Origin of the sequence: Paenibacillus konkukensis (assembly GCF_023523925.1) — a bacterium.
GTDB lineage: Bacteria > Bacillota > Bacilli > Paenibacillales > NBRC-103111 > Paenibacillus_S > Paenibacillus_S doosanensis.
In genome coordinates this window covers 3915063-3935658 of the sequence record NZ_CP027059.1, presented here as the reverse complement: position 1 = coordinate 3935658, position 20596 = coordinate 3915063, and the positions used below count along the sequence as shown (strand labels likewise).

Here is a 20596-nt window from a genome sequence, read left to right as displayed (position 1 = left end):
GGTCAGTTTACAATAAAAGAAGAAAAAGAACAATTGTTCGTTAAAGACGGCGTATTAATATTCTATTGTAATGGCAGGTGTTCCTATAGTGACGCGCTTCTCTTGGGTAATGGAATTGCGGTGAACGGCAACCTGCAAGTTCATCGCTTGCTTGCCGTTAGAAATATGCTCGCTGATGAAAGGGGAATAATACGTGATGCTTGTGCTGCCGTTGTCCTCGTACTGTTCCACTTGCTTCGCTTGAAGCTTGGCCACGAGCCAATCGGTCGGGGAGGGAGAAGAGGCCACGTCATCACCCGCAAGCACTCCTTGGATCATTACATTCCATTGCGGCTTAATGCCGATAGACTGCAGCTTGTCCGTAAGCTTCCGCTGAAGTTCTATCATATCGGCGGGAGAAGTATCCGGCCCGCTGCCTCCGGTAAGAATCAGCTCGGACGTATGATCGAAGAATCCGACCCAGAGCATCGTCAAATCGGCGCCGTGCGAATCGGTCGTTGCCGTGCGATAAAGGATATGATCTTCCTCGCGGCTAAGCTTTCCGTCCTCGGGAAGTTCGAACAGTCTTCCGAGCATTCGCCCCGTGTCCAAAAATTGTTTTTCATCCGAGTAGTTTTGGTAGGTATCGGCATGTTTAATAACAATGCTCTTGTCGGAGGACATTATTTGCTGGGATAAAGGAAGCAGCAATTCGAGGCTTGAAGCCGCCGAACGGCCGGCATTGACGCGGGCGGCCCAAGCTCCTGCCGCACAGCCGGCGGCGATAAGGAAACATAGCGCATAAGCGATCCATTTTCGTTTCATCGTACAATCCTTCCCTTCCATTCATAACGAAATCTATGAGTTCTACTAAATAGAATGGACGGAAATGATAGAGTTCATACCTTTTACACATTTTTTTTGCACCAATTTTCCCCATTCGGCCTCATTTTCAGCTAATATTAAGTTTTTGTGTATATAATGAATGCATCCATGTGGATCGAAACGAACCGAGAAGGATATTATTAACAAAGGAGTGTGAGAAGATGAAGCTGCAACGAAAAGCTCGGCATAAGCGCCGAACGGCTCCGATCGAACGAAACCGGGCTTTAAAATACGGCCTAATCGTTATTATGCTCGCGGTAGTTCCGCTATTGCTGGTGTTTGGGGTCGAATTCATTCAACGAGGCTCATTCCCGGAAACTTGGGCCTGGATGATGCAAAATCAGAAGCTGTTTGCGGTTAATGCAATCATCGATTTATGCGTTCTTGTATTTTTCTATAGTTTATTCGGTTCAATGATGACGGGAGTCACCTTGGCGTCTTTATTACTGTCTATTATGGCTCTAGTCTGTTATTTTAAGACCAAATTGATCGGCGAACCGTTTTTTCCATGGGATATTTTTCTGAAAAAAGAAGGCATGAACATCATTCCGCTTGTGACGGGACCTGCGGCAATTAAGCGGCTGGCCGCCCTCGGCTTGCTGGTCGTCGTGTTGGTCGCGATGCATTTCGTCTGGCCGCGGCTCAAAATGCACATCGGAGGCCGCGCCGTTTTGGGGATTCTCGCACTGGTCGCGCTTTATTCGCTGGGGGTCAGGACGACTTGGGCGGCTCATCTGTTTGACCGCGCGGGCGTCAGCGAGATCGTCTGGGATCAAAAGCAAAACTACAGCAACAACGGCATGGCGCTGGCGTTCACGATGAACGTTAAAAACTCGATTATTTCTAAACCGGAAGGCTACAGCGAGCCGGCTATGGCTTCGCTTGCGCAGGATTTGGCCAGTGATAACATGGTGCAGACCGCATCGGTCAGCAAGCAGGGCGATCCGTTCCAAGGCAAGCAGCCGAATGTCATTTTTATTATGAACGAAGCTTTTTGGGACCCGACACTGCTTCCGAACGTCCAATACAGCGAAGACCCGGTGCCGACGATTCATAAGCTGCAGAAGGAATCGACCTCCGGATATTTATTGTCTCCGCAGTTCGGCGGGGGTACCAGCAATGTGGAATATGAGGTGCTGACCGGGCAATCCATGAGCTTTTTGCCGGACGGGTCCGTGCCGTACCAGCAGTATATTAGCAAGCCGGTTCCGAGCTTGGCCAGTTATTTCGAAACGCAGGGTTATAAAAGCATGGGGATTCACTCGTACGAGGGCTGGTTCTGGAACCGCGAAAGCGTGTATAAAGAGCTCGGCTTCGAAAGCTTTATGAGCAAGGACCAATTCGAAAACCCGGAATATAAAGGTCTGTTTATTTCGGACGACGAAGTGTCGCGGAACATTATTAAGCAGGTGGATGAGACGGACAGACCGATGTTTATTTACGCCGTCACGATGCAAAATCACGGACCTTATGACGATAATCGCTATGGGGAAACTGAGATTAAAGCTAATGGCAATCTGACCGACGATGCCCGCAGCATTCTGGAGACTTACACGCAGGGCGCGCATGATGCGGATCAAAGCCTGAAGATGCTAATCGATCATTTCCAGCAGTCCGATGAGCCTACGGTCATCGTATTTTACGGCGACCATCTCCCGATGCTCGGCTTGGACTACGACGTTTACAAGCAGGGAGGCTTGATCGGCACCGGCAGCTGGTCGCTGGAGGAAACGAAGAAAATGCACAGCGTGCCGTTTGTCATGTGGTCGAACGTCGATCTGCCGCAAGAGCAGAAGCCTACGCTGAGCGACTCGTTCCTCGGCACGTATGTGCTGAACAAGCTGGGCATGGAGAAGCCGGCTTCGCTTGCGCTGAACGATAAGCTGCTGCAAGAGGCGCCGGGCTTGCTTCGCAACCTTGTCGTCGATGCGGACGGCGGGCTGCATCAGAGCGTTCCCGAAGATATACAGGCAACGGTAAATCAATACCGCGACCTGCAGTATGACCAGTTGTTCGGCAAGCAGTACTTGGCCAAATATATCGATCAGGAGTATTTGACCAAACAAGCGCTGCCGAATTATAACGAAGAATTCGCGATTCCTGCCGCCGAAGGCTCCGGTTCCGGCACGGGCGGGAAAAGCTCATAAATAAACGGCAAAGCACTAACCGCAGCGCGGTTAGTGCTTTGTCATTGTTCGGGTTATGGTATGTATCAGCCATGTGACCCAGGCTTGTTTTCGCCGTGCGGAGCCGAACGGGACGATTCACCCGAACAACGTCGCTATGTATGTTCCTTAATAGGACTTATGATAGTTGACCAAGGCGGGCAGCATCTTGGTGTTCTTCACCATCTCGGATTGACAAAGAGGACAAGCAGGCGTTTCTTCCAAAGCGAAATTTTCTCTCATCCAGCAAGAGCATCCTTCATTACTGCACATCCACACCGGTGTCTGTTCTTCTTGAATCGGTTCCATGGTTTTCTTTGAGAAATACAAGGTAACCCCTCCTTTGGTTAGTGCGCTGCAAAAAATACCTACATGTGAATGACAGATGGCCTTGAACCTAAGAGCAGCCGGCTTCGCCTTCCGCAGAGGAGATTCTCCGGTATTGGGGCGCCGTGAAAGCCGTAGCGAAAGTACAAGCCCTCGGCGCCGCAATCACTGGAAAAAGAACTGCTCTCATCCGAGCAGTTCCCTCCTCAGCCGGTGAAATTTTAAAGCTTTACTACGTTCTCAGCTTGTGGTCCGCGGTTTCCTTGGACAACGTTGAACTGCACGCGCTGTCCTTCGTCAAGGGATTTGTACCCTTCTCCTGTAATGGCGCTAAAGTGTACGAATACGTCTTTGCCGCCTTCTACTTCGATGAAGCCAAACCCTTTTTCCGCATTAAACCATTTCACTGTTCCTGTTTCCATCTTCTTAAAACCCTCCAATAATTGTTCCTTAAATTTGCATGAATAAAAAAATTCACACATTAGAAAGAGTACCCCTATGGCTTTAGTGATAACCCTTTCTAATATGTGAATGAAATGCGCAAAATATACCAACAAATTCATTGTATCACATAAATTTCATGTTGAAAACGAATTTATAGGAAATGACCCGCTTTATTCTCCGGTATTTCCGGCATGGAGCTTGGCGATAGTTTCGCTGATTTGTTCGAATACGTCCAGAAACAGCTCCAGACGCTGCGGCTCGATATCGGCCAAATACCGTCCTATCGTTTGCTTGCGGACGATCTTGATTTCTTCCAGCACTTCCCGGCCCTTATCCGTCAGCTCAATCCAGACGACGCGGCGGTCCTTATCGTCATGACGGCGTTCGGCTACGCCGTGCTTGATCAGGCGGTCGATCATGACGGTGATCGCGCTCGGCTTCACTTCCATTTGCTCGGCGAGCTCGCTCACTTTGCAGACGCCCTTATTCGAGATAAAGTACAGCATGAAAAATTGTTGTTTGGTCAAAGGAACGCTCAAATGAGCCGTCAATTCCGGACCCAGCTTGCGGACGCTGGTCCATAGGGCTTTCTCGAATCGTTCCGTTTGATTGTTCTCCGATTGCATGGCGGCGCCTCCCGCGATAAGGATAGTAACGAACGAATTTTTTTCATTATATATGGAATCGGGCGAATCAACAAATGCCGGTACGGCAAATCGGGCGCAAGGCGCGTTTTTTCTTCGTTTTGACCAAAATATTGGGATGCCGGCGCGCTGCCGAACATAGAATGGTTATGATCCCTTAAAAGGGAAAAGGTCTGCGCATGTTCGTTACGGATGAATCGCGCATGAAAGGCAGGTGGATTGTCATGATCGTCATTTCCGGGGGAGGCCCCCCGCAGGGCGCAATGGCGCTGACCGATTTGGAGCGGGCGATTTATAGAGAAATGGATGCCAGCCCTACTAAGTTTACGTATCCGTCTTGGGATGCGTTCTTCTTCGAGCTGCGGCTGCGCGCATCCATTATTACGGCCGCGGAGGATTTGGAGCGAAGCGACGTTTCTTTCGCCTCCTTCAAAAAATCCCGCTGCAACGAAGCGTATTGGACGCGCAAGGACAACGGGGGATTTTTATTGAATCCGGACGTCCGGTCGAGCGATGCCGTGCGCGATATTTACCTGAACGGGAAAAAATATGCCTTCGAATGCGCCACCGCTATTATTATTGTGCTGTATAAGGGAGTTCTCGATGTAATCGGAGACGCTTTATTCGATAAACTGTTTGCGAATCTGTACCTCTATTCATGGAACTACGACCGCGACTTAAGGCTGGTGACGCAGTTCAACGGCGCTGAGGCGTTCGGAGGCGATGTCCAGTATTTCAAAAATCCCGACGTCAATCCGGAGTGGATCGAATGGCAGGGAGAGAACGTGGTGAGACTGGCACCTGATCTGTACTATGGCCACGGGATCGGCATCACGACCGGGGAACGGATTATCGCTAAGCTCAACAGGCTTCGGATCGAAGGAAGCACTGTGTCGGCTTATTTGATGGACGAAGTGACCCACCCTGATTTCGCCTATTTATATAAGCTGACGACAACCGGCGAGCCTCCGGCTTCCAGGCCGACATCGGCCTTGGCGGGGCCGGGGCAAGTGGTCGCCGCAATAGGAGGGCGCACCGGCATCTACTTCTGAGTGTTTACCGGGAGGCCGAGAGCTGGGCTTCAAACCAGTCCCAGCCTGTTCCCACATGCTCAGGCTTGTGCGCATCCGAGCCGTAAACGCAAGGGATGCCCTGCTTGAGACATTCGCTAAGAAACCATTCGGGAACGTAAGGCTTGCCGCAGGTCGCGACGCGCGTGCCCGCCGTATTCACGTCGATGCTGAAGCCGCTGCGGGACAGCTTGGGAATGATCCCCCGAAGCCGCCGCTCCATCAAGCTGTCGTCGAATTCGGGCAGCGCCTGCCGGAATTTCTCGATCAGGTTGATATGGCCGAGGCGCTTGCGCATCGGCAGTCTGGTGGCCCACTCGATGGCTTCCTCGACCTGATTGTAATATTCCTCGATGACCGTCTCCATCGATCCGTAATAAGCCAAAAGGCCGGTTTGAAAATCGTCCGAGGTGAAGTCGATGCAGCGTATGCCGCCGATACCGGGCAAATAATGCACGGAATAGACGACGTCCTCCAGCGTGTTCTGCCACTCGTCGACTAACCGTTCTGTATAGGAATGCTGCCCGGGCAAATGATCGAGCTCCAGGCCGACGGTAATCTCAATTTTGCCTTCATACAGCCGTTTCATCTGCCGAGCGTATTCGATGTACGCCGGAAGCTCGCTCTCCGGCATAGCCAGTTCCCGGAACAAGTCGCTGTCGGCGACCCATCCTTGGGGCAGCGGCGGATGCTCGCTTAACGTATAGCGCTCGAAGCCGAGCTGGACGGCGCGGTCGATATATTGCTCTTCCGGCGCGCCGCTTCCGTGATAGCAATAGCGGGTGTGAGTATGGCCGTCCCATTTCAATATCCTCATTCGTCGTTCCTCCTCGAACCATCTATGTGAACTTTACAGTAGCATGACGCCCGGCTTGCTGTAAAGCGGCCTGTGCTCTTCATTTTCGGGAGGGCTCTACATAGGTTTTACGGTACTCCTCCCGAATATTGTTTACAGTCACTCTCTTGCGGTGCAAGGACAAGCCGGGAGCCTGAAGGTTAAGCTCCTTTATGTAGTCGTTGATGATGCGCAACTGTTCCTCGATTAGCTCCGGCGGCACTTGTTCCTCCATAAGCTCGATGGTTTGTTCCATCAGCTGCTGAATTTCCTGGCGCAGCATGATCCAGGGATGCTTCACCTTGGCGTTTTTCATGATGGACGCAAATACGTCGCCTTCGGGAACGACAAGCGGTTTGCCGATTCCCGGCAAATGCTCCAAGCCGCCCTTTTTCACGAAATCCTGATACGCCTCGTCCGCCCAATGCTGCATCTGCCGGTGGATGGACAGCGAGACCTCCGTATCCTCGAACGTTTCGGCGGGAAGCGGAATGTGAGCGCGTTCCGAAGGTTCCTGTCCGGGCTCCGCGGCAGGCTTTTCTTTACGACGGTTCCATATTGCCATGGGAAACCTCTCCTTGCTTGTATAATGTCTATCTCAGCGTTCTGCCTTATCGTTATCGATTATAGCAAATGTTAGACAATTATTAGCGAAATTCATACAAAGTAAATAAAGTTCTATGTAAAATTCCATACAATTACCCCCTATGATAGTAGCGGAAAACATCAAGACAATACTGGAGGGTCTTTGCCATGGTCATGACGGTCGGGAAAAAGCTTGTATTAACGTATTTCATCATTTTGCTGATGATGGGGATTATGGGCTTTATGGATTTGGAAAATATGAAAGGGCTTCAGAACAATACGAGGGAGATCGCGCATAACTGGCTTATCGGCACCGAGGTAGCCAACCATGTCAGCTATGCCAAGGAGCATGTGCTCACATTATATTACCAGCTTCAGATGGAGCCGGACCCGGCCAAGAAAGAAGCGATCAACAAACAAATGGACGATACGTTCACCGACATCGGGCAGCAGTTGATCCGGTACGAGTCTAGCGTGGCCGACGAGCAGGATGCGGAAAATTTACAGCGGCTCAAGCAGCACTGGAACGCCTTCATTGAAGCGAACAATCGGCAGAAAGCGTCCGGAAAAGGGTCGAGCGCCGCTTCCGATGAATTATCCAAAGCGTTTGCGGACGTAGAGGGCAGCATCGCCGCAATGATCGATTACAATCATAAAGGGGCTCAGCAGGCGGAGCAGGATAGCGATGATCTGTATCAGGCAAGCTTGACCGAGTTTTGGCTGCTGCTCGTCGGGGCGTTCGCCGTTGTTATCGCGATCGGCTTCCTGCTTGTCAGACTGATCTCCAGGCCCGTTTCTTTGGCGTCGGAAGCGTTGAACCGCATTTCGCACGGAGATTTGACGGGAGGGCCGATCCGCCATACGTCCAAGGATGAGATCGGCACGCTGATTGCCGCTGTCAATACATTGTCCGGCTCGCTCCGAGACTCGGTAATGCAAATTCAGCAAGCTTCCCAGCTTGTGGCCGCTTCGGCCGAGCAGTTGTCGGCCAGTTCGGAGCAGAATGCCGCCGCTTCCGAAAGCGTGACCCTCTCCATTCAGGAGGTGGCGGGCGGTTCCGAGAATCAGGCGCAGAGCGCCGCGGAATGCAGCCGGGCGATGGACGAGATGTCGGCGGGCATCCAGCGGATAGCGGAGACGACATCGGAAGTGTCGGAGCTGTCCCAGACGGCTTCGGAGAAAGCGGAACAGGGAGCGGAAGCGATCCAGCAGGCTTCGGCCAAAATTCATTCAATCAGCTCTGCGGTCGGCAAGGCCGGCGAAACGATCCGGGGGATGGAGGAACATTCCCATAACATTAACCGTATATCCGAGTTTATAGGCGAGATTGCGACACAGACGAGCCTGCTGTCGCTCAATGCGGCGATTGAGGCGGCGCGCGCGGGCGAACACGGCCGCGGCTTCGCGGTGGTGGCGGATGAAATACGCAAGCTGTCGGCGCAAACCGCCGAATCGATTCAGGAAATTAATCGCGTGATCGAAGGGGTGCGTCTGAGCACGGTTCAGGCCGCCCGGTCGATGGACGAAGGGCTGGCTGAGCTGCAGGGCGGATTGGACGCGGTCGGCCAAGCCGAGAACACGTTCGGGCTGATTGTCCTGTCCGCGGCGGAAGTATCAAGGCGAATCCAAGAGGCGGCAGCGGCTGCGGAGCAGATGTCCGCCAGCACCGAGGAAGTCGCAGCAACGGTGAGCAATATGGGATACATCGCCGAGCAGACGGCCAGCCTGGCGCAGACGGTGGCCGCTACGACCGAGGAGCAGCTTGCTTCCATTCAGGAAATCACTTCTTCGGCGACAACATTGTCCGGGATTTCCGAAAAGCTGCACGGGCTCGTTATTCAATATCGCGCGTAATCGCGCGTAATATACGAAGCGCCTGCGGTATCCATGATTTTGCGCCGTGAGGGCTACATAACCCGGCGTTTCCGGGGCGATTCTAAAGGCGTAGCAGATGAGGCATTAGATAGGAGTGTAAAACTATGAGCTCAGTCGAACAAAAAGTCGTATCGGCCGAAGAAACGATACGTTCCCGGCACTCCGTGCGAAAGTACCAGCCGGGAGTGACGATTCCTGAGGAGGAACTGAATGAAATATTGACGTTGGCATCGAGCGCGCCGTCCTCATGGAACTTGCAGCATTGGCGTTTTCTTGTCGTTAGCGAGCAGGCGAATAAAGAAAGATTGCTGCCGATTACTTACAATCAACAACAAACGGTGGACGCTTCGGTCGTTGTGATCGTGCTCGGCGATTTGGAAGCAAATCAGGTCGCAGCCACCGTGTATGAAAAAGCGGCGCCTGAAATTCGCGAGATGATGATCGGGCAGGTTAACGGCGCTTATGCAAGCAACCCAGGCTTAGCCAGAGACGAAGCGATCCGCAATGCATCCCTGGCGGCTATGCAGTTGATGCTGGCAGCCAAAGCAAAAGGGTACGACACCGTTCCAATGGGCGGGTATGACAGCAATGCCCTCGTGAAGGAATTGAGCATTCCGGAGCGTTACGTTCCGGTTATGATCGTCCCTATCGGCAAGGCAGCGGCTCCAGGCCGGCCTACAGACCGTCTTCCTCTGGAGCATCAAGTCATTCGCGAAAGCTTCTAAACCTAGTAGAGGATTCCGTATCCGTTTGATTTGTTTTCGTATTTGTTTAAACCGGCATATTTAAACGTTAGCAAGCTCATATTATCGATAGAACGTATGTCGTTTGGAAAGGAGTGCCGAACCTTGACTAAGAACCGATCCGTTGATGCTCAAGCTGCCGTTTCGAGTCAAGCTGAGCGGGAGGCGGCGGACCGTGCGGCCCGCGGCCAAGCCAATGCGGCCCGTGAGAAACAGCTGGAGGATCGGCTGCACATCAGCGAAGATAAAGTTGTCGATTATACTCCCGGAATCGATTGAAACCGGAAGGGCGGATTAACGGAGCCGATTGCCGAAAGCCGAGGCGCAGTGTCTCTGGGGCAATGTCTGTAAAAAGCGCGGATTCTCCATTTATGAGGAATCCGCGCTATACGCGTTTAAAATGTTTTTGCAAGTGCGACGGCTTTTTGAATTGCTTCTTGTTTGATCGATTCGGCCCGGTCCGGGAATTGGTTATGTCCTTCGATGAACAAGCCTTCCAGCCCCGGAAGTCCGAAAAATTTCATAATAGCGGTTAAATGCCGGTGTCCTGCTTCCAGCTCCGCCATCGGACCTTCGGAATAAAGTCCGCCCCGGGCTTGGATATGCAGAGCTTTTTTATTCGGCAATAGGCCGACAGGACCTTCTGGGGTATATTTGAACGTTTTGCCCGCCGTACAGATCGAATCGATATAAGCTTTCATGATCGGCGGATAGGAAAAGTTCCACATCGGCGTTACAAAGACGTATTTATCGGCGGCGACGAATTGGTCGGTAAGCTCGTTCAATCGCGTTACCTTCGATTTCTCCTCGGCCGATAGCTGATCCATTGCGCTGCCGGAGCGAAGCTTCCCCCAGCCGCTGAACACGTCGGCATCGATATGGGGAATGTGGGCTTTGTACAAGTCCAGGCGAACCACTTCGTCACCCGGATGGGCTTCGCGGTAGGCCTCGACAAATGCCTTGCCCACGGCCATGCTGAAGGATTGGGTTTCGTTGTTCGGATGCGCGATAATATGAAGTAAAGTAGCCATAAGGTCTGATCGTCCTTTGCTGTTCTTTTTTTATGCCGGATCGGTACTTCAAAGCGAGCCTCTCCGTCACATAGTTTCAATTTGCCCACCCTGTAATAGCTTTATGATTGAAATAAGTTCCTGACAAGCGTCCGCCGGCCGTTTCTTCCAGGTGAGAAATACACAGTGATCCATATAACCGAAGACGCCTCCTCCCCAGTTGGGTAAACCGGGATTCGGAGGCGTCTTCTATCCGGAGAAGCGGGAGGGACAGCTATTCCATGTATTTCTGTAAAACAATAACCGCATTATGGCCGCCGAAGCCGAACGAATTCGACATGCCTATCTTCATCTCAGCTGGACGCGCCGCATTCGGCACATAGTCCAGGTCGCAATCCGGATCTGGTTGTTCCAAATTGATCGTCGGCGGGATGATCCCTTCCTGTAAGCTTTTGACCAAGGCGATGGCTTCCGCGCCTCCGGCGGCTCCGAGCATATGACCGAGCATCGATTTATTTGCGGTTACGGGAACTTGGTAGGCATGCTCTCCGAACAAGCGCTTGATGGCCAGCGTCTCCGAGCGGTCGCCCACTTCGGTGCTTGTGGCATGGGCGCTGATCACATCCACTTGTTCCGGCTGCAGGCCGGCTTCCTTCAGCGCCGCCTTCATCGCTCGGTAGGCGCCCGTTCCTTCCGGCGGGGTCGCGACGATATGATAGGCGTCGGAGCTGGCTCCGTAGCCGGTCACCTCGGCATAAATGCGGGCATTTCTGCGTAACGCATGGGAAAGCGACTCCATAACGAGGATGCCGGCCCCCTCGGCCATAACGAAGCCGTCGCGCCCAGCGTCGAACGGCCTGCTGGCCCGCGAAGGCTCGTCGTTGCGGGTCGATACCGCCGTCGCATTGGCGAAGCTCGCCAGCGAAATGTCCGTTATGGCGGCTTCCGCTCCCCCGGCCAGCGCGACGTCGGCCGCGCCGCTGCGAATAAGCCTCATCGCTTCCCCGATGGCAGTATTGCCGATGGAGCAGGCGGTAACGGGAGCGAGCGTCGGGCCCAAAATGCCGAGCCTGATGCTGATCATCGCCGCGGCCATGTTGGCGATCATCATCGGCACCAGCGTCGGGCTGATCCTGTCGGGCCCCCGCTCCCGCAGCAGGCGATCCTGTTCAAGCAAGGTTTGGATACCGCCGATACCGGAGCCGACATAGACCGCCGCGCGTTCGCGGTCGATCTGCTCCAGCCGCAGCCCGGAATCGGCAACCGCTTGTTCCGCCGCCGCCGCCGCAAATTGGCAGAAGCGGTCCATCCGGCGGGCTTCCTTGCGTCCGAAGCGCGCTTCGGCGTCAAAATCGCGCACCAAGCCGGCGATTCGGGTTTTCTGTTTGGAACAGTCGAACGTATCGATCTCCGTAATGCCGGATTTCCCCTCTTTGAGCCGGCTCCAAAAGACGTCAACCTCGCTGCCGAGCGGTGAAATGACGCCCATCCCTGTAATAACTACACGTTCCATCGTCCATCCTTCCCTTCGGTGCGTATTGGATGAGCTTATCATGTCATAGCGTTTATCCTATTACAAGTTGTAGTTTATTATAGTATAATGACTACTACGATAATAAAGCTCGGCTAAGACAGGATGATAGATAGGAGGGGAAGAAGATGAACCGACAAGCAAGACTGCAAGCCTTGTCAGCTTTCTTGAAGGCGCAGCGGGCCAAAGTGTCCCCGGAATCGGCCGGATTTCCGGCCGGCAGCCGACGGAGGACGCCGGGGCTGCGGCGGGAGGAGGTAGCCCAGCTGGCGGGCGTCAGTCCGACTTGGTATACGTGGCTGGAGCAGGGCCGTGATATTCAAGTATCGGCTTCCGTCCTCGACTGCGTGGCGGGGGCTTTGCGGCTTACGGTCGACGAGAGAAAATATTTGTTTTCCCTGGCGCTGGAAACGGGGAGCGGCGGCAATCTGCTCAAGGAAGAGAAGCCCAAGATCAGCCCGTCTTTACAGACGATTTTGCAGGAACTGCGCAATTGCCCCACGATTATTTCTGATAGGAGATGTCAGATTGTCGGATGGAATCAGGCCGCTTCCCATGTATTCCTCGATTTCGAGCAAGTCCCCGAGGAAGAACGAAACATGATCCGGCTGCTGTTCACCCGCAAAGAGTTCCGCAGTCTCGCGGTCAATTGGGAACATTTCGTCAGCGGCTTTCTGTCGATGTTCCGCGCTTACTACGGACAATATGTAGAAGATGAATGGTACGAGCGGTTTCTGGAGGAAATGACAGCCCTTCATCCCGATTTTCATCAGCTTTGGGAGCAGAGCAGAGTGAGCTCCGCCCCCGAGGTGCTGCTCGAATTCCGCCACGCGAAGGCCGGCAAAATGCTGTTTCACTTAACGAGCCTGCAAGTGCAGGGCAGCGCGGATTTGCGCTGCGGCATCTACACGCCTGCGCCGGAGTCCACTACCGAAATCAAAATAAAAAGGCTGATGGAGCGCAAATCCCCATCAGCCGCTTCCGTCGGCACGCTGACGGAGTGAGCTTCTCTTTGGCCGCGAATCGTTAACTGCGGCGCGGGAGGCAGTCTCGCTGCAAGGCGACCCGCGGCACCGTCGGCACCGTCCCCGCACGGATACGGCGGATGCCCGGCTAAGCCCATTTGCCGCTGCGGAACAGCGGCTCCCTGGCGCCGCCGGCCGTCTCCCCGTCGATGTTCAGCTCGGCGGAGCCGATCATAAAGTCGACATGCGTCATGCTGCTGTTGGCGCCGGCCGCGGCCAGCTGCTCCTTGCTCATCTTCGTGCCGTTTACGACGCACAAAGGATAGGCGCTGCCGATAGCCAGATGGGCGGAGGCGTTCTCGTCAAAGCCTGTGTTATAAAAGATAACGTTCATTGCCGATATCGGCGAACCGTGCGGAACCAGAGCGACTTCTCCCAAAAAATGCGACCCCTCGTCCGTCTCGATCAATTGCTTGAGCGCTTCGTATCCCTGCTCCGCCGAGAAATCGACGATACGTCCCCGTTCAAAGGTCAAAGTAAACCGGTCGATCAAATTGCCGTTGTAATTGAGCGGCATGGTGCTCGTCACTTTGCCGTTGATTCCGTGTTTGTGCGGCAGCGTGAATACTTCTTCCGTCGGCAAATTCGGCACGAAGAACGTGCCGCGCTCGTTATAAATGCCGCCGGCCACCCATAGATGCTCCTCGGGAAGTTCTACGGTCAGCTGTGTGCCAGGCGCTTCATAATGCAGCTTGCGGTACCGCTTGCCGTTCAGCAGCTTCACGCGCTCCTGCAGCCGGCGGATATGATCTTCCCATGCCTTCACCGGATTGTCCTGGTCCAGACGGGTCGCGCGGAAAATGTACCCCCACAGCTTTTGAACCGCCTCGTCCGCCGTCAGCTCCGGAAATACCTTAGTCGCCCATGACGGCGTCGGCACGGAGACGATGGACCAACTGACTTTACCGCTTTGCAGATTGGCGCGATGTTCTTTCATTGCGTTCATTTGCGTGCGCGCCGCCAAGGCGATTTTACCGGAATCGATACCTTCCAGCAGCTCCGGATTCGGGGCGTATACCGTCAGGAAGGCAGCGTCGTCGCGGGCCATTTCGGCATAGCCGTCCGCTTTCCAGCGCGGAAACTGCCGCAGCGCTTCGTCGCCGGCATGCAGCAGCTTGATCCGGCGCAGCTCCTCGTCGTCCCAATCGACGATAACTTGCCACACCCCGGCCTCATAAGCTTTGCGGGCGATTTGGCGCACAAAGTCCACTGCGGCAATCGGCGCGGATACGACCAGAGTCTGTCCCTCGCGAACGTTCAATCCTACTCTAAGCGCCAGCTCGGCATACTGCTCAAGCAGCACGTCGAATGATTTCATGATGATCCCCTCCTCCAAGGATTAGCGATTACACTAACTTAGTGCTTATTATACGCCTTGCTTGACGAGAAATCGAAGCCTTGCCGGCACAGGAAGCTTCCTAAAACGGTCTACTGGGAAACTTGCCGGCGGCGGTTCTTATTTTTCCTCCGGGCCGGTAAGATGATAGTGGAGACCCAGATTCCCTTTTTTGGTAAATAGTTTAGCGAAAAAATATTCTTGACAGCTTCAATGGTTGGAAGTATGATTCTCGTAGTGCATAATCCCTACTAAAATGGTGGGGTATAGAGGGGATGAGTAGCTTGAACAACAACTTGATTCATGCATTCCAATCTAACTGGGTAAGCTTGGTTATTTCTTTGGTTATTATTGGGGTGCTTTACTTCTTGGGTAGAAAACGGGTCGGCTTCGGCAGCCGCGTGCTTATTGCGCTTGGGCTCGGGCTGATCGCCGGTATTTTCTTCAACAAGTTTAAATTCGACGCCACAAGCGTCAGCACAATCGGTTCCATTTATGTTAACCTGGTGAAAATGCTCGTTATACCGCTGGTCGTCGTGCTGGTTATCAACAGTATTACCTCGATTTCCAATCTGGGTCATCTGCGTAAAATCGGCATCAAGACGATTTCTTTATTCTTGATCACGACGGGGATCGCCGCCTTGATCGGGTTGCTGGTCGCTCTGGCCTTCGATCCGGGCTCCGGCATCGCACAGGAAATTCCCAAAACGTTCAAGCCGCGGGACATTCCGACGTTCTCGCAAGTTATTCTCGATTTGGTTCCGAGTAATCCGATCAGCGATATGGCCGGCGGCAAAGTCGTACCGGTACTGATCTTTTCCATTTTCGTCGCTATCGCTATGGTGCATGTCGGCTCGAAAAAGCCGGAAGCCGTTCAGCCTGTCAAACATTTCATTGAATCGTTTGCGCAAATTATGCATCAAGTGACCAAATATATCATTCGTCTGACTCCGTTCGGCGTCTATGCCCTGATCGGCGCGATGGCCGCCAAGTACGGTCTTGAGACATTGGCCCCGCTGATCAAAGTGATTCTCGCTACGTATACGGCGCTGCTGCTGCACTTCATTCTTACTTTCGGCGGTCTGGTTACTTTTGTAGCCAAGGTCAATCCGTTCAAGTTTTTCCGCAAGGCGTATCCGACGATCGCCGTAGCCTTTACGACCCGCAGCAGTTACGTTACGCTGCCGGTAAATCTGGAAGTCATCACGAAGCGGTTGCGCGTATCTCCTAAGATCGCAAGCTTTGTGGCTCCGCTTGGCGCGACGATGAACATGAACGGCTGCGGCGGCGTGTGGCCGGCAGTGGTCGCCATTTTCGTAGCGCGTGTCTATAATGTTCCGCTGGGCATTTCCGAATATATTCTGATCGTTCTGGTCAGCATGATTTCTTCTATCGGCGTTGCCGGCGTTCCCGGACCTGCAGCAATTTCCACGACAGTGGTATTGACCGCGCTGGGCTTGCCTGTGGAAGGTTTGGGTCTTGTGCTTGCAATCGACGCGGTAGTGGATATGGGCCGTACGGCCGTTAACGCTACGGGCACAACAGTATGCACTTTGCTGGTAGCGAACTCGGAAGGCGAGTTCGACCGCGAATCGTTCAATCGCGATGAAGAAGATCAAATGGAGCTGAACCCGGTATAAACGGTTTCCGCCGCAACGAATATGGAAAAGGCAGCCTTTCATGAGGTTGTCTTTTTCTTATTGTTTAGGAAATGATGCGCAGCCATATCCTGTGGATATCGGGGGGCTCCCCCGAAAGGAAAGTCTACCCATAGAACGATCCCAGAGGAAGGGTTAGACGCCGATCCAGCTTAGGCTGGATGCGGACGCAATAAGCTTCAGAGCATCACGTCGCTTTTGGGGGATTTGTTCTTCCAGGACTCATCCATTTACATGGGTAGAACAGGAAATAAAGGGGACGGAATCGAAGTAGGTAGCTAACCAAATAGTTGCTGGAGGGATGAAAGTTGAAGCTCGACCGACTGCTGGCTATTACGATGCTGCTGCTTAACCGCAAACGGGTAGGAGCCCAAGAGCTAGCTGAACGCTTCGAGGTATCGCTTAGAACGGTTTATCGGGATTTGGAGACGCTAAACCAGGCGGGCATCCCGATCGTATCTTATGCCGGAGCGTCCGGAGGTTACGAAATTATGGATCAATACCGGCTGGACAGGCAGTTTTTATCCCTGGAGGAGCTGCAATCGATTGTCATCGGACTGAAGGGCGTCCGTTCGTCGCTCGATGAGCAGGAGATCGGGGGCTTGCTGGATAAGGTGGGCGCGCTGCTGTCGCGTACGGAACAAGGCGCCTTGGCTCAGATGAGCCAGCAAATGATTATCGATATGAATCCTTGGCACGGGGGCAAGGCCGACAAGGAGAAGCTCGGTATCCTTCGCGAGGCCGCGCGGAGTACGAAATTGATCCGGTTTTCTTATACGGATTCGCAGGGGGAATCTTCCGAGCGGCGTTGCGAGCCGATGAGCGTCGTGTTGAAAGGATACGTGTGGTACTTATACGGCTATTGCCGTTTGAGAGAGGATTATCGGGTGTTCAGGCTATCGCGAATCGAAGAACTGCATGTGCTAAGCGAAACGTTCGTCCGCCGTCCGAAGACGCTGGAGCAGCTGGGTTACGGGTGGAACCGGTCTCCGGATACCGCCAAGATCCGTCTGGTGCTGCAGTTTCAACCGCGTATGAAGCCGAGAGTGCAGGATTATTACAGGGATGCGGACATCGTTACGCAGCCGGACGGCACGCTGCTGGTAACGACGGAGCAGCCGGACGAGCCGTGGCTGTACAACATGCTGCTGAGCAGCGGAACGGATGTGAAAATTATCGAGCCGGATAGCGTGGCCCAATCCATTCGGGAGATTGCGCAAAAAATCGTGGAAATGTACACGCCCGCGAGAAAACCTTGACATAATGCTGTCAGTATTGCTGCTGTATATTGGATGTATGAAATGTAACCGCTAATGAATCGAGGAGGTTGTTAAGTTATGTTTACATCCGTTCAATCCTTTGCGGCCGGCTGGAGCAATGAGACCGCGGCCACCCAACGCGTAATGAACGCGTTGACCGATGCGTCGCTGCGTCAATCCGTCGGTCCCGAGCTGCGCACTCTGGGCCAGCTGGCATGGCATGTGGCGACATCGGGGTATGAGATGCTCGCCCGCACGGGACTCCAGCTTCCGCCGCTTCCCGGAGATGAGCATACTCCGGCTCCGAACTCGGCTCAAGCGATCGCCGAAACGTACGGCAGTATGAGCAAGAAACTGCTTGAGGCGGTCCAATCCCAGTGGACCGACGCCGACCTGCTTCGGACCAGCGAGATGTACGGCGGCGAAGCATGGGCTAACGGGCTGACGCTGCATGTGCTGATCCAGCATGAGGTGCATCACCGCGGACAGATGACTGTGCTGATGAGACAGGCCGGACTTCGTACGCCGGATATTTACGGACCTACCCGCGAGGACTGGATCGAGCAAGGGATGCAGCCGCTCCTTTAAGGGCGGAAGGCTGCGGCCGTCTTCCTTATCGTTACGGCAAGCGCAGACAGCCGGAAGAGCTGATCCTAGAGCAGAACGCTTCTCGGGTCAGCTCTTTTGTCTTTTTCAGAATAAGGTTAATTGAACGGGCTCCTGCTCCCGGCCATCGTCCTTTGCGGCCGTCCGTTCATGAACGGGGACAGCTTGCGGGTTGTAAGGAGACCGCAAGGTATGTCTTAATTGCGGATACAGTTCAAGCAGCCGGTTAATCATCTGCATCTTCGGCGTCTTATATTCGGGGGGAAGCGATGACGAAGCCTGATACAGCCGGGCATACGGCGCCGCAAGCTGCGGATAATGCTGCCGCAGCGTCTGAAAGAACCAAACCTTCACCTCCGGCGTGCTGAGACGCAAGTAAGACGGCATGACGAACCCGGCGCCGGCCTCTGCAGAGGCTGCAAGAAGAGAGCGGAGATCCGTCTCGCTATCGGTCAAATAAGGGAGTATCGGAGCGGCAAAAATGCCGACTGGAATGCCGGATTCGGCCAGCTTGCGCACGGTTCTCAGCCGCTGGGCGGGTGCCGGAGTGGATGGCTCGAACTGCCGCCACACAAGCGGGTCCAGCGTGCTGAGGCTGATGTTTACGGAGGCGAGCGGAAGCTGCAGGAGCAAGTCCATGTCCCGTAAAATAAGCGGAGAACGCGTCGTAATGGTTACCGGCACCTGGTATTCGGCCAGCACCTCCAGACATCCTCGCGTCACCTTGGACTTGGCTTCGATCTGTTGGTACGGATCGGTCGCCGTGCCGATGGCTACTTGGCCGAGCTCCGAGGGATGCTTGCCGCGCAGCCGTTTGCGCAGCTGCTCGCGCAAAATGTCCGCAGCGCCTTCTTTGATGAAGATATGCCGCTGAAACGTATCGTCCGCTTCCACGCCGAGAAAGGAATGCGTAGAGCGGGCATAGCAGAAGCTGCAGCCGTGCTGGCAGCCGCGATAAGGGTTGATCGACCAATCAAAGGGCATGGAGGGCGCTTTGACCGAATTGAGAATGGTTTTGGCTTGCAGCGGTTCGTATTGTATCCGTCGGGGACGATCCATAGCATTCACTGCCTTCGAATGTAATAGGAACATATGTTCTTATTACATCGTAACAAAGCGGCTTTCATATGGCAAGAGGAATAAAGCTGGAAAAATCAGTTTTGGCTGAACCTGGCCGCACGCAGCCAGGGGTTCTCTACATCGGCTGGAGGACATAATCCGCATAGCGTTTGGCGTTCAAACTTAGCTCTTCCTCGGATAACGCATGAATACCGTGCAGAACGAACGGGGGAATGAAGACCGTTCCTATCAGGTTGCTTGTCGCCTGAAACGGTTTGAGCAGCTCGCTCATCGAGAATTGGTTGCGGCCTCCCGCCTGATAGGCTTCCTCAGGACTTCCGGTGGATACAGCCAGAGCGAACTGTTTGCCGTGCAGCTTATCCCCGGAAGAGCCGTAAGCCCAGCCGTAGGTCAGCACGTCGTCCAACCATTTTTTTAGCAAAGGGGGAGAACTGTACCAATAAAACGGGAATTGGAGCACGATGCGGTCGCAAGCTTCCAGCCGTGCCTGTTCTTGGCCGACATCAATGCGTTCATCGGGATAAGCGGCGTACAAATCGTGAATCGTCACCGTGCGGTGCTGCTTCAGTTCTTCAAGCCATCGTTTATTGATGCGGGATTGCTCCATATGGGGGTGAACCGCTATGACAAGAACGTTCATATCAGCATGATCTCCTTGGAAAATGGGATGGCAAGCGTTTTGGCTGCGCACCGGATTAGTGTAACCAGCCGTTGTCGGCGTTACTCGGCTGGCGTAGGCGGCTTCGAAGCGATTACCGGAGCCGCCTCGCCCGGTTTGCTTCGCTTCGGTCCCGGTCTAGCCGGAACGGCCGTTTTCCCGTATACTAAGTGAATATTTGGTCTAACGCAGGAGGTTTCAGTCCATGATGAACGATATCCGGCGCATTTGCGTCTTTTCCGGCTCCAATCCGGGCAATCATTCCGATTATGAGGACGCGGCGCTTCGCCTCGGAGAAGCGCTTGCCGTCCATGGCATCGACTTGGTGTACGGAGGGGCGAGCGTAGGCTTGATGGGACGCGTCGCGGATAAGGTGCTGTCGATGGGGAGACAGGCGATCGGGGTTATGCCGACGGGGCTGTTCCGCGGCGAAATCGCCCATACCGGTTTGTCCGAATTCCATGAAGTGAAGACGATGCATGAGAGAAAGCAGCTGATGGCCGATCTGTCCGATGCATTTATCAGGATGCCAGGCGGACTCGGAACCTATGAAGAGCTGTTCGAAGCGGCGTGCTGGTCGCAAATCGGGATTCACAAGAAGCCCATCGGGCTGCTGAACGTACGCGGGTTCTACAATCCGCTTATCGCGATGCTGGAGCATACGGCGAAGGAAGGCTTCATGCGCGAGGAAAATCTCGGGCTGCTCGTCGTCGAGTCCGATCCCGCCCTTCTCGTCGAACGTCTGCTTCGTTATGTTCCGGTTGAGCAGGGGAAGAAATGGGTAGAGCTTAAATAGACTCATCCGACGAATTGGGAGGTCAAACGGACGCAGCCGGGCGCCAGTCAACGTCAAAAGGACCCCATCTCCGCAGTTTGCGAGC

Annotated in this window: 21 protein-coding genes; 10 read left to right on the top strand and 11 right to left on the bottom strand. The window is 53.9% G+C overall.

The features are described from left to right. Positions 1 to 54 precede the first annotated feature (54 nt). Positions 55 to 804 (bottom strand): YwmB family TATA-box binding protein, encoded by a 750-nt coding sequence (locus tag SK3146_RS16925; RefSeq protein WP_249866097.1) that lies wholly within the window; start codon positions 802 to 804, stop codon positions 55 to 57. A 221-nt stretch (positions 805 to 1025) separates the two neighbouring features. Between SK3146_RS16925 and SK3146_RS16920 the strand changes: the two genes are divergently transcribed. Continuing rightward, positions 1026 to 3011 (top strand): LTA synthase family protein, encoded by a 1986-nt coding sequence (locus SK3146_RS16920; RefSeq protein WP_249866096.1) that lies wholly within the window; start codon positions 1026 to 1028, stop codon positions 3009 to 3011. Positions 3012 to 3158: 147 nt separating this feature from the next. Here the strand turns inward: SK3146_RS16920 and SK3146_RS16915 are convergent, their stop codons facing one another. From SK3146_RS16915 to SK3146_RS16905, 3 genes are all read right to left on the bottom strand, one after another. Continuing rightward, complete coding sequence (locus SK3146_RS16915; protein ID WP_434006880.1) at positions 3159 to 3338, bottom strand: cold-shock protein; 180 nt, start codon at positions 3336 to 3338, stop codon at positions 3159 to 3161. A gap of 239 nt (positions 3339 to 3577) precedes the next feature. Beyond that, the gene (locus SK3146_RS16910; protein WP_249866094.1) at positions 3578 to 3778 is read right to left on the bottom strand and encodes a cold-shock protein; all 201 of its coding nucleotides are present in this window, start codon (positions 3776 to 3778) and stop codon (positions 3578 to 3580) included. Positions 3779 to 3970: 192 nt separating this feature from the next. Beyond that, a complete protein-coding gene (locus tag SK3146_RS16905; protein WP_249866093.1) occupies positions 3971 to 4426 on the bottom strand; it encodes a MarR family winged helix-turn-helix transcriptional regulator in 456 nt (151 codons plus the stop codon). 221 nt (positions 4427 to 4647) lie between these two features. Here SK3146_RS16905 and SK3146_RS16900 point away from each other — a divergent pair, with 221 nt between their 5' ends. Continuing rightward, on the top strand, positions 4648 to 5496 hold the full coding sequence (locus SK3146_RS16900; protein ID WP_249866092.1) for a protein-glutamine gamma-glutamyltransferase: 849 nt from the start codon (positions 4648 to 4650) through the stop codon (positions 5494 to 5496). Positions 5497 to 5500: 4 nt separating this feature from the next. On the opposite strand, the gene hisJ is transcribed toward SK3146_RS16900, so the two are convergent. Continuing rightward, on the bottom strand, positions 5501 to 6331 hold the full coding sequence (hisJ, locus tag SK3146_RS16895; RefSeq protein WP_249866091.1) for a histidinol-phosphatase HisJ: 831 nt from the start codon (positions 6329 to 6331) through the stop codon (positions 5501 to 5503). Positions 6332 to 6410: 79 nt separating this feature from the next. Next, on the bottom strand, positions 6411 to 6914 hold the full coding sequence (locus tag SK3146_RS16890) for a DnaJ family domain-containing protein (protein ID WP_249866090.1): 504 nt from the start codon (positions 6912 to 6914) through the stop codon (positions 6411 to 6413). A gap of 188 nt (positions 6915 to 7102) precedes the next feature. Between SK3146_RS16890 and SK3146_RS16885 the strand changes: the two genes are divergently transcribed. The 3 genes from SK3146_RS16885 (at position 7103) to SK3146_RS16875 (ending at position 9831) form a co-directional block, all read left to right on the top strand. Next, on the top strand, positions 7103 to 8788 hold the full coding sequence (locus SK3146_RS16885) for a methyl-accepting chemotaxis protein (protein WP_249866089.1): 1686 nt from the start codon (positions 7103 to 7105) through the stop codon (positions 8786 to 8788). 125 nt (positions 8789 to 8913) lie between these two features. After that, positions 8914 to 9534 (top strand): nitroreductase family protein, encoded by a 621-nt coding sequence (locus tag SK3146_RS16880; RefSeq protein WP_249866088.1) that lies wholly within the window; start codon positions 8914 to 8916, stop codon positions 9532 to 9534. Positions 9535 to 9657: 123 nt separating this feature from the next. Then, positions 9658 to 9831, top strand: a complete 174-nt coding sequence (locus SK3146_RS16875; RefSeq protein WP_249866087.1) for a hypothetical protein — start codon at positions 9658 to 9660, stop codon at positions 9829 to 9831. A gap of 116 nt (positions 9832 to 9947) precedes the next feature. Here the strand turns inward: SK3146_RS16875 and SK3146_RS16870 are convergent, their stop codons facing one another. Both SK3146_RS16870 and fabF read right to left on the bottom strand, forming a co-directional pair. Next, positions 9948 to 10583: an FMN-dependent NADH-azoreductase gene (locus SK3146_RS16870; RefSeq protein ID WP_249866086.1), complete on the bottom strand. Its 636-nt coding sequence runs from the start codon at positions 10581 to 10583 to the stop codon at positions 9948 to 9950. Between the two features lie 253 nt (positions 10584 to 10836). Continuing rightward, positions 10837 to 12075: a beta-ketoacyl-ACP synthase II gene (gene fabF, locus SK3146_RS16865; RefSeq protein WP_249866085.1), complete on the bottom strand. Its 1239-nt coding sequence runs from the start codon at positions 12073 to 12075 to the stop codon at positions 10837 to 10839. A 146-nt stretch (positions 12076 to 12221) separates the two neighbouring features. Between fabF and SK3146_RS16860 the strand changes: the two genes are divergently transcribed. Next, positions 12222 to 13097, top strand: coding sequence for a helix-turn-helix transcriptional regulator (locus tag SK3146_RS16860; protein WP_249866084.1), 876 nt, complete (start codon positions 12222 to 12224; stop codon positions 13095 to 13097). Positions 13098 to 13206: 109 nt separating this feature from the next. On the opposite strand, the gene SK3146_RS16855 is transcribed toward SK3146_RS16860, so the two are convergent. After that, positions 13207 to 14436, bottom strand: coding sequence for an aminopeptidase (locus SK3146_RS16855; protein WP_249866083.1), 1230 nt, complete (start codon positions 14434 to 14436; stop codon positions 13207 to 13209). Positions 14437 to 14738: 302 nt separating this feature from the next. Between SK3146_RS16855 and SK3146_RS16850 the strand changes: the two genes are divergently transcribed. The 3 genes from SK3146_RS16850 (at position 14739) to SK3146_RS16840 (ending at position 17959) form a co-directional block, all read left to right on the top strand. Then, entirely contained in the window at positions 14739 to 16094 is a 1356-nt protein-coding gene (locus SK3146_RS16850) for a dicarboxylate/amino acid:cation symporter (RefSeq protein WP_249866082.1), read from the top strand. Between the two features lie 326 nt (positions 16095 to 16420). Continuing rightward, a complete protein-coding gene (locus SK3146_RS16845; protein ID WP_249866081.1) occupies positions 16421 to 17371 on the top strand; it encodes a helix-turn-helix transcriptional regulator in 951 nt (316 codons plus the stop codon). A 78-nt stretch (positions 17372 to 17449) separates the two neighbouring features. Then, positions 17450 to 17959, top strand: a complete 510-nt coding sequence (locus tag SK3146_RS16840) for a DinB family protein (protein ID WP_249866080.1) — start codon at positions 17450 to 17452, stop codon at positions 17957 to 17959. 105 nt (positions 17960 to 18064) lie between these two features. Here the strand turns inward: SK3146_RS16840 and SK3146_RS16835 are convergent, their stop codons facing one another. Beyond that, positions 18065 to 19036 carry an SPL family radical SAM protein gene (locus SK3146_RS16835; RefSeq protein WP_249866079.1) on the bottom strand — a complete coding sequence of 324 codons (972 nt, stop codon included), beginning with the start codon at positions 19034 to 19036 and terminating at the stop codon, positions 18065 to 18067. 136 nt (positions 19037 to 19172) lie between these two features. Then, positions 19173 to 19697: an NAD(P)H-dependent oxidoreductase gene (locus SK3146_RS16830; RefSeq protein ID WP_249866078.1), complete on the bottom strand. Its 525-nt coding sequence runs from the start codon at positions 19695 to 19697 to the stop codon at positions 19173 to 19175. A gap of 235 nt (positions 19698 to 19932) precedes the next feature. Between SK3146_RS16830 and SK3146_RS16825 the strand changes: the two genes are divergently transcribed. After that, entirely contained in the window at positions 19933 to 20511 is a 579-nt protein-coding gene (locus tag SK3146_RS16825) for an LOG family protein (protein WP_249866330.1), read from the top strand. Positions 20512 to 20596: the final 85 nt, after the last annotated feature.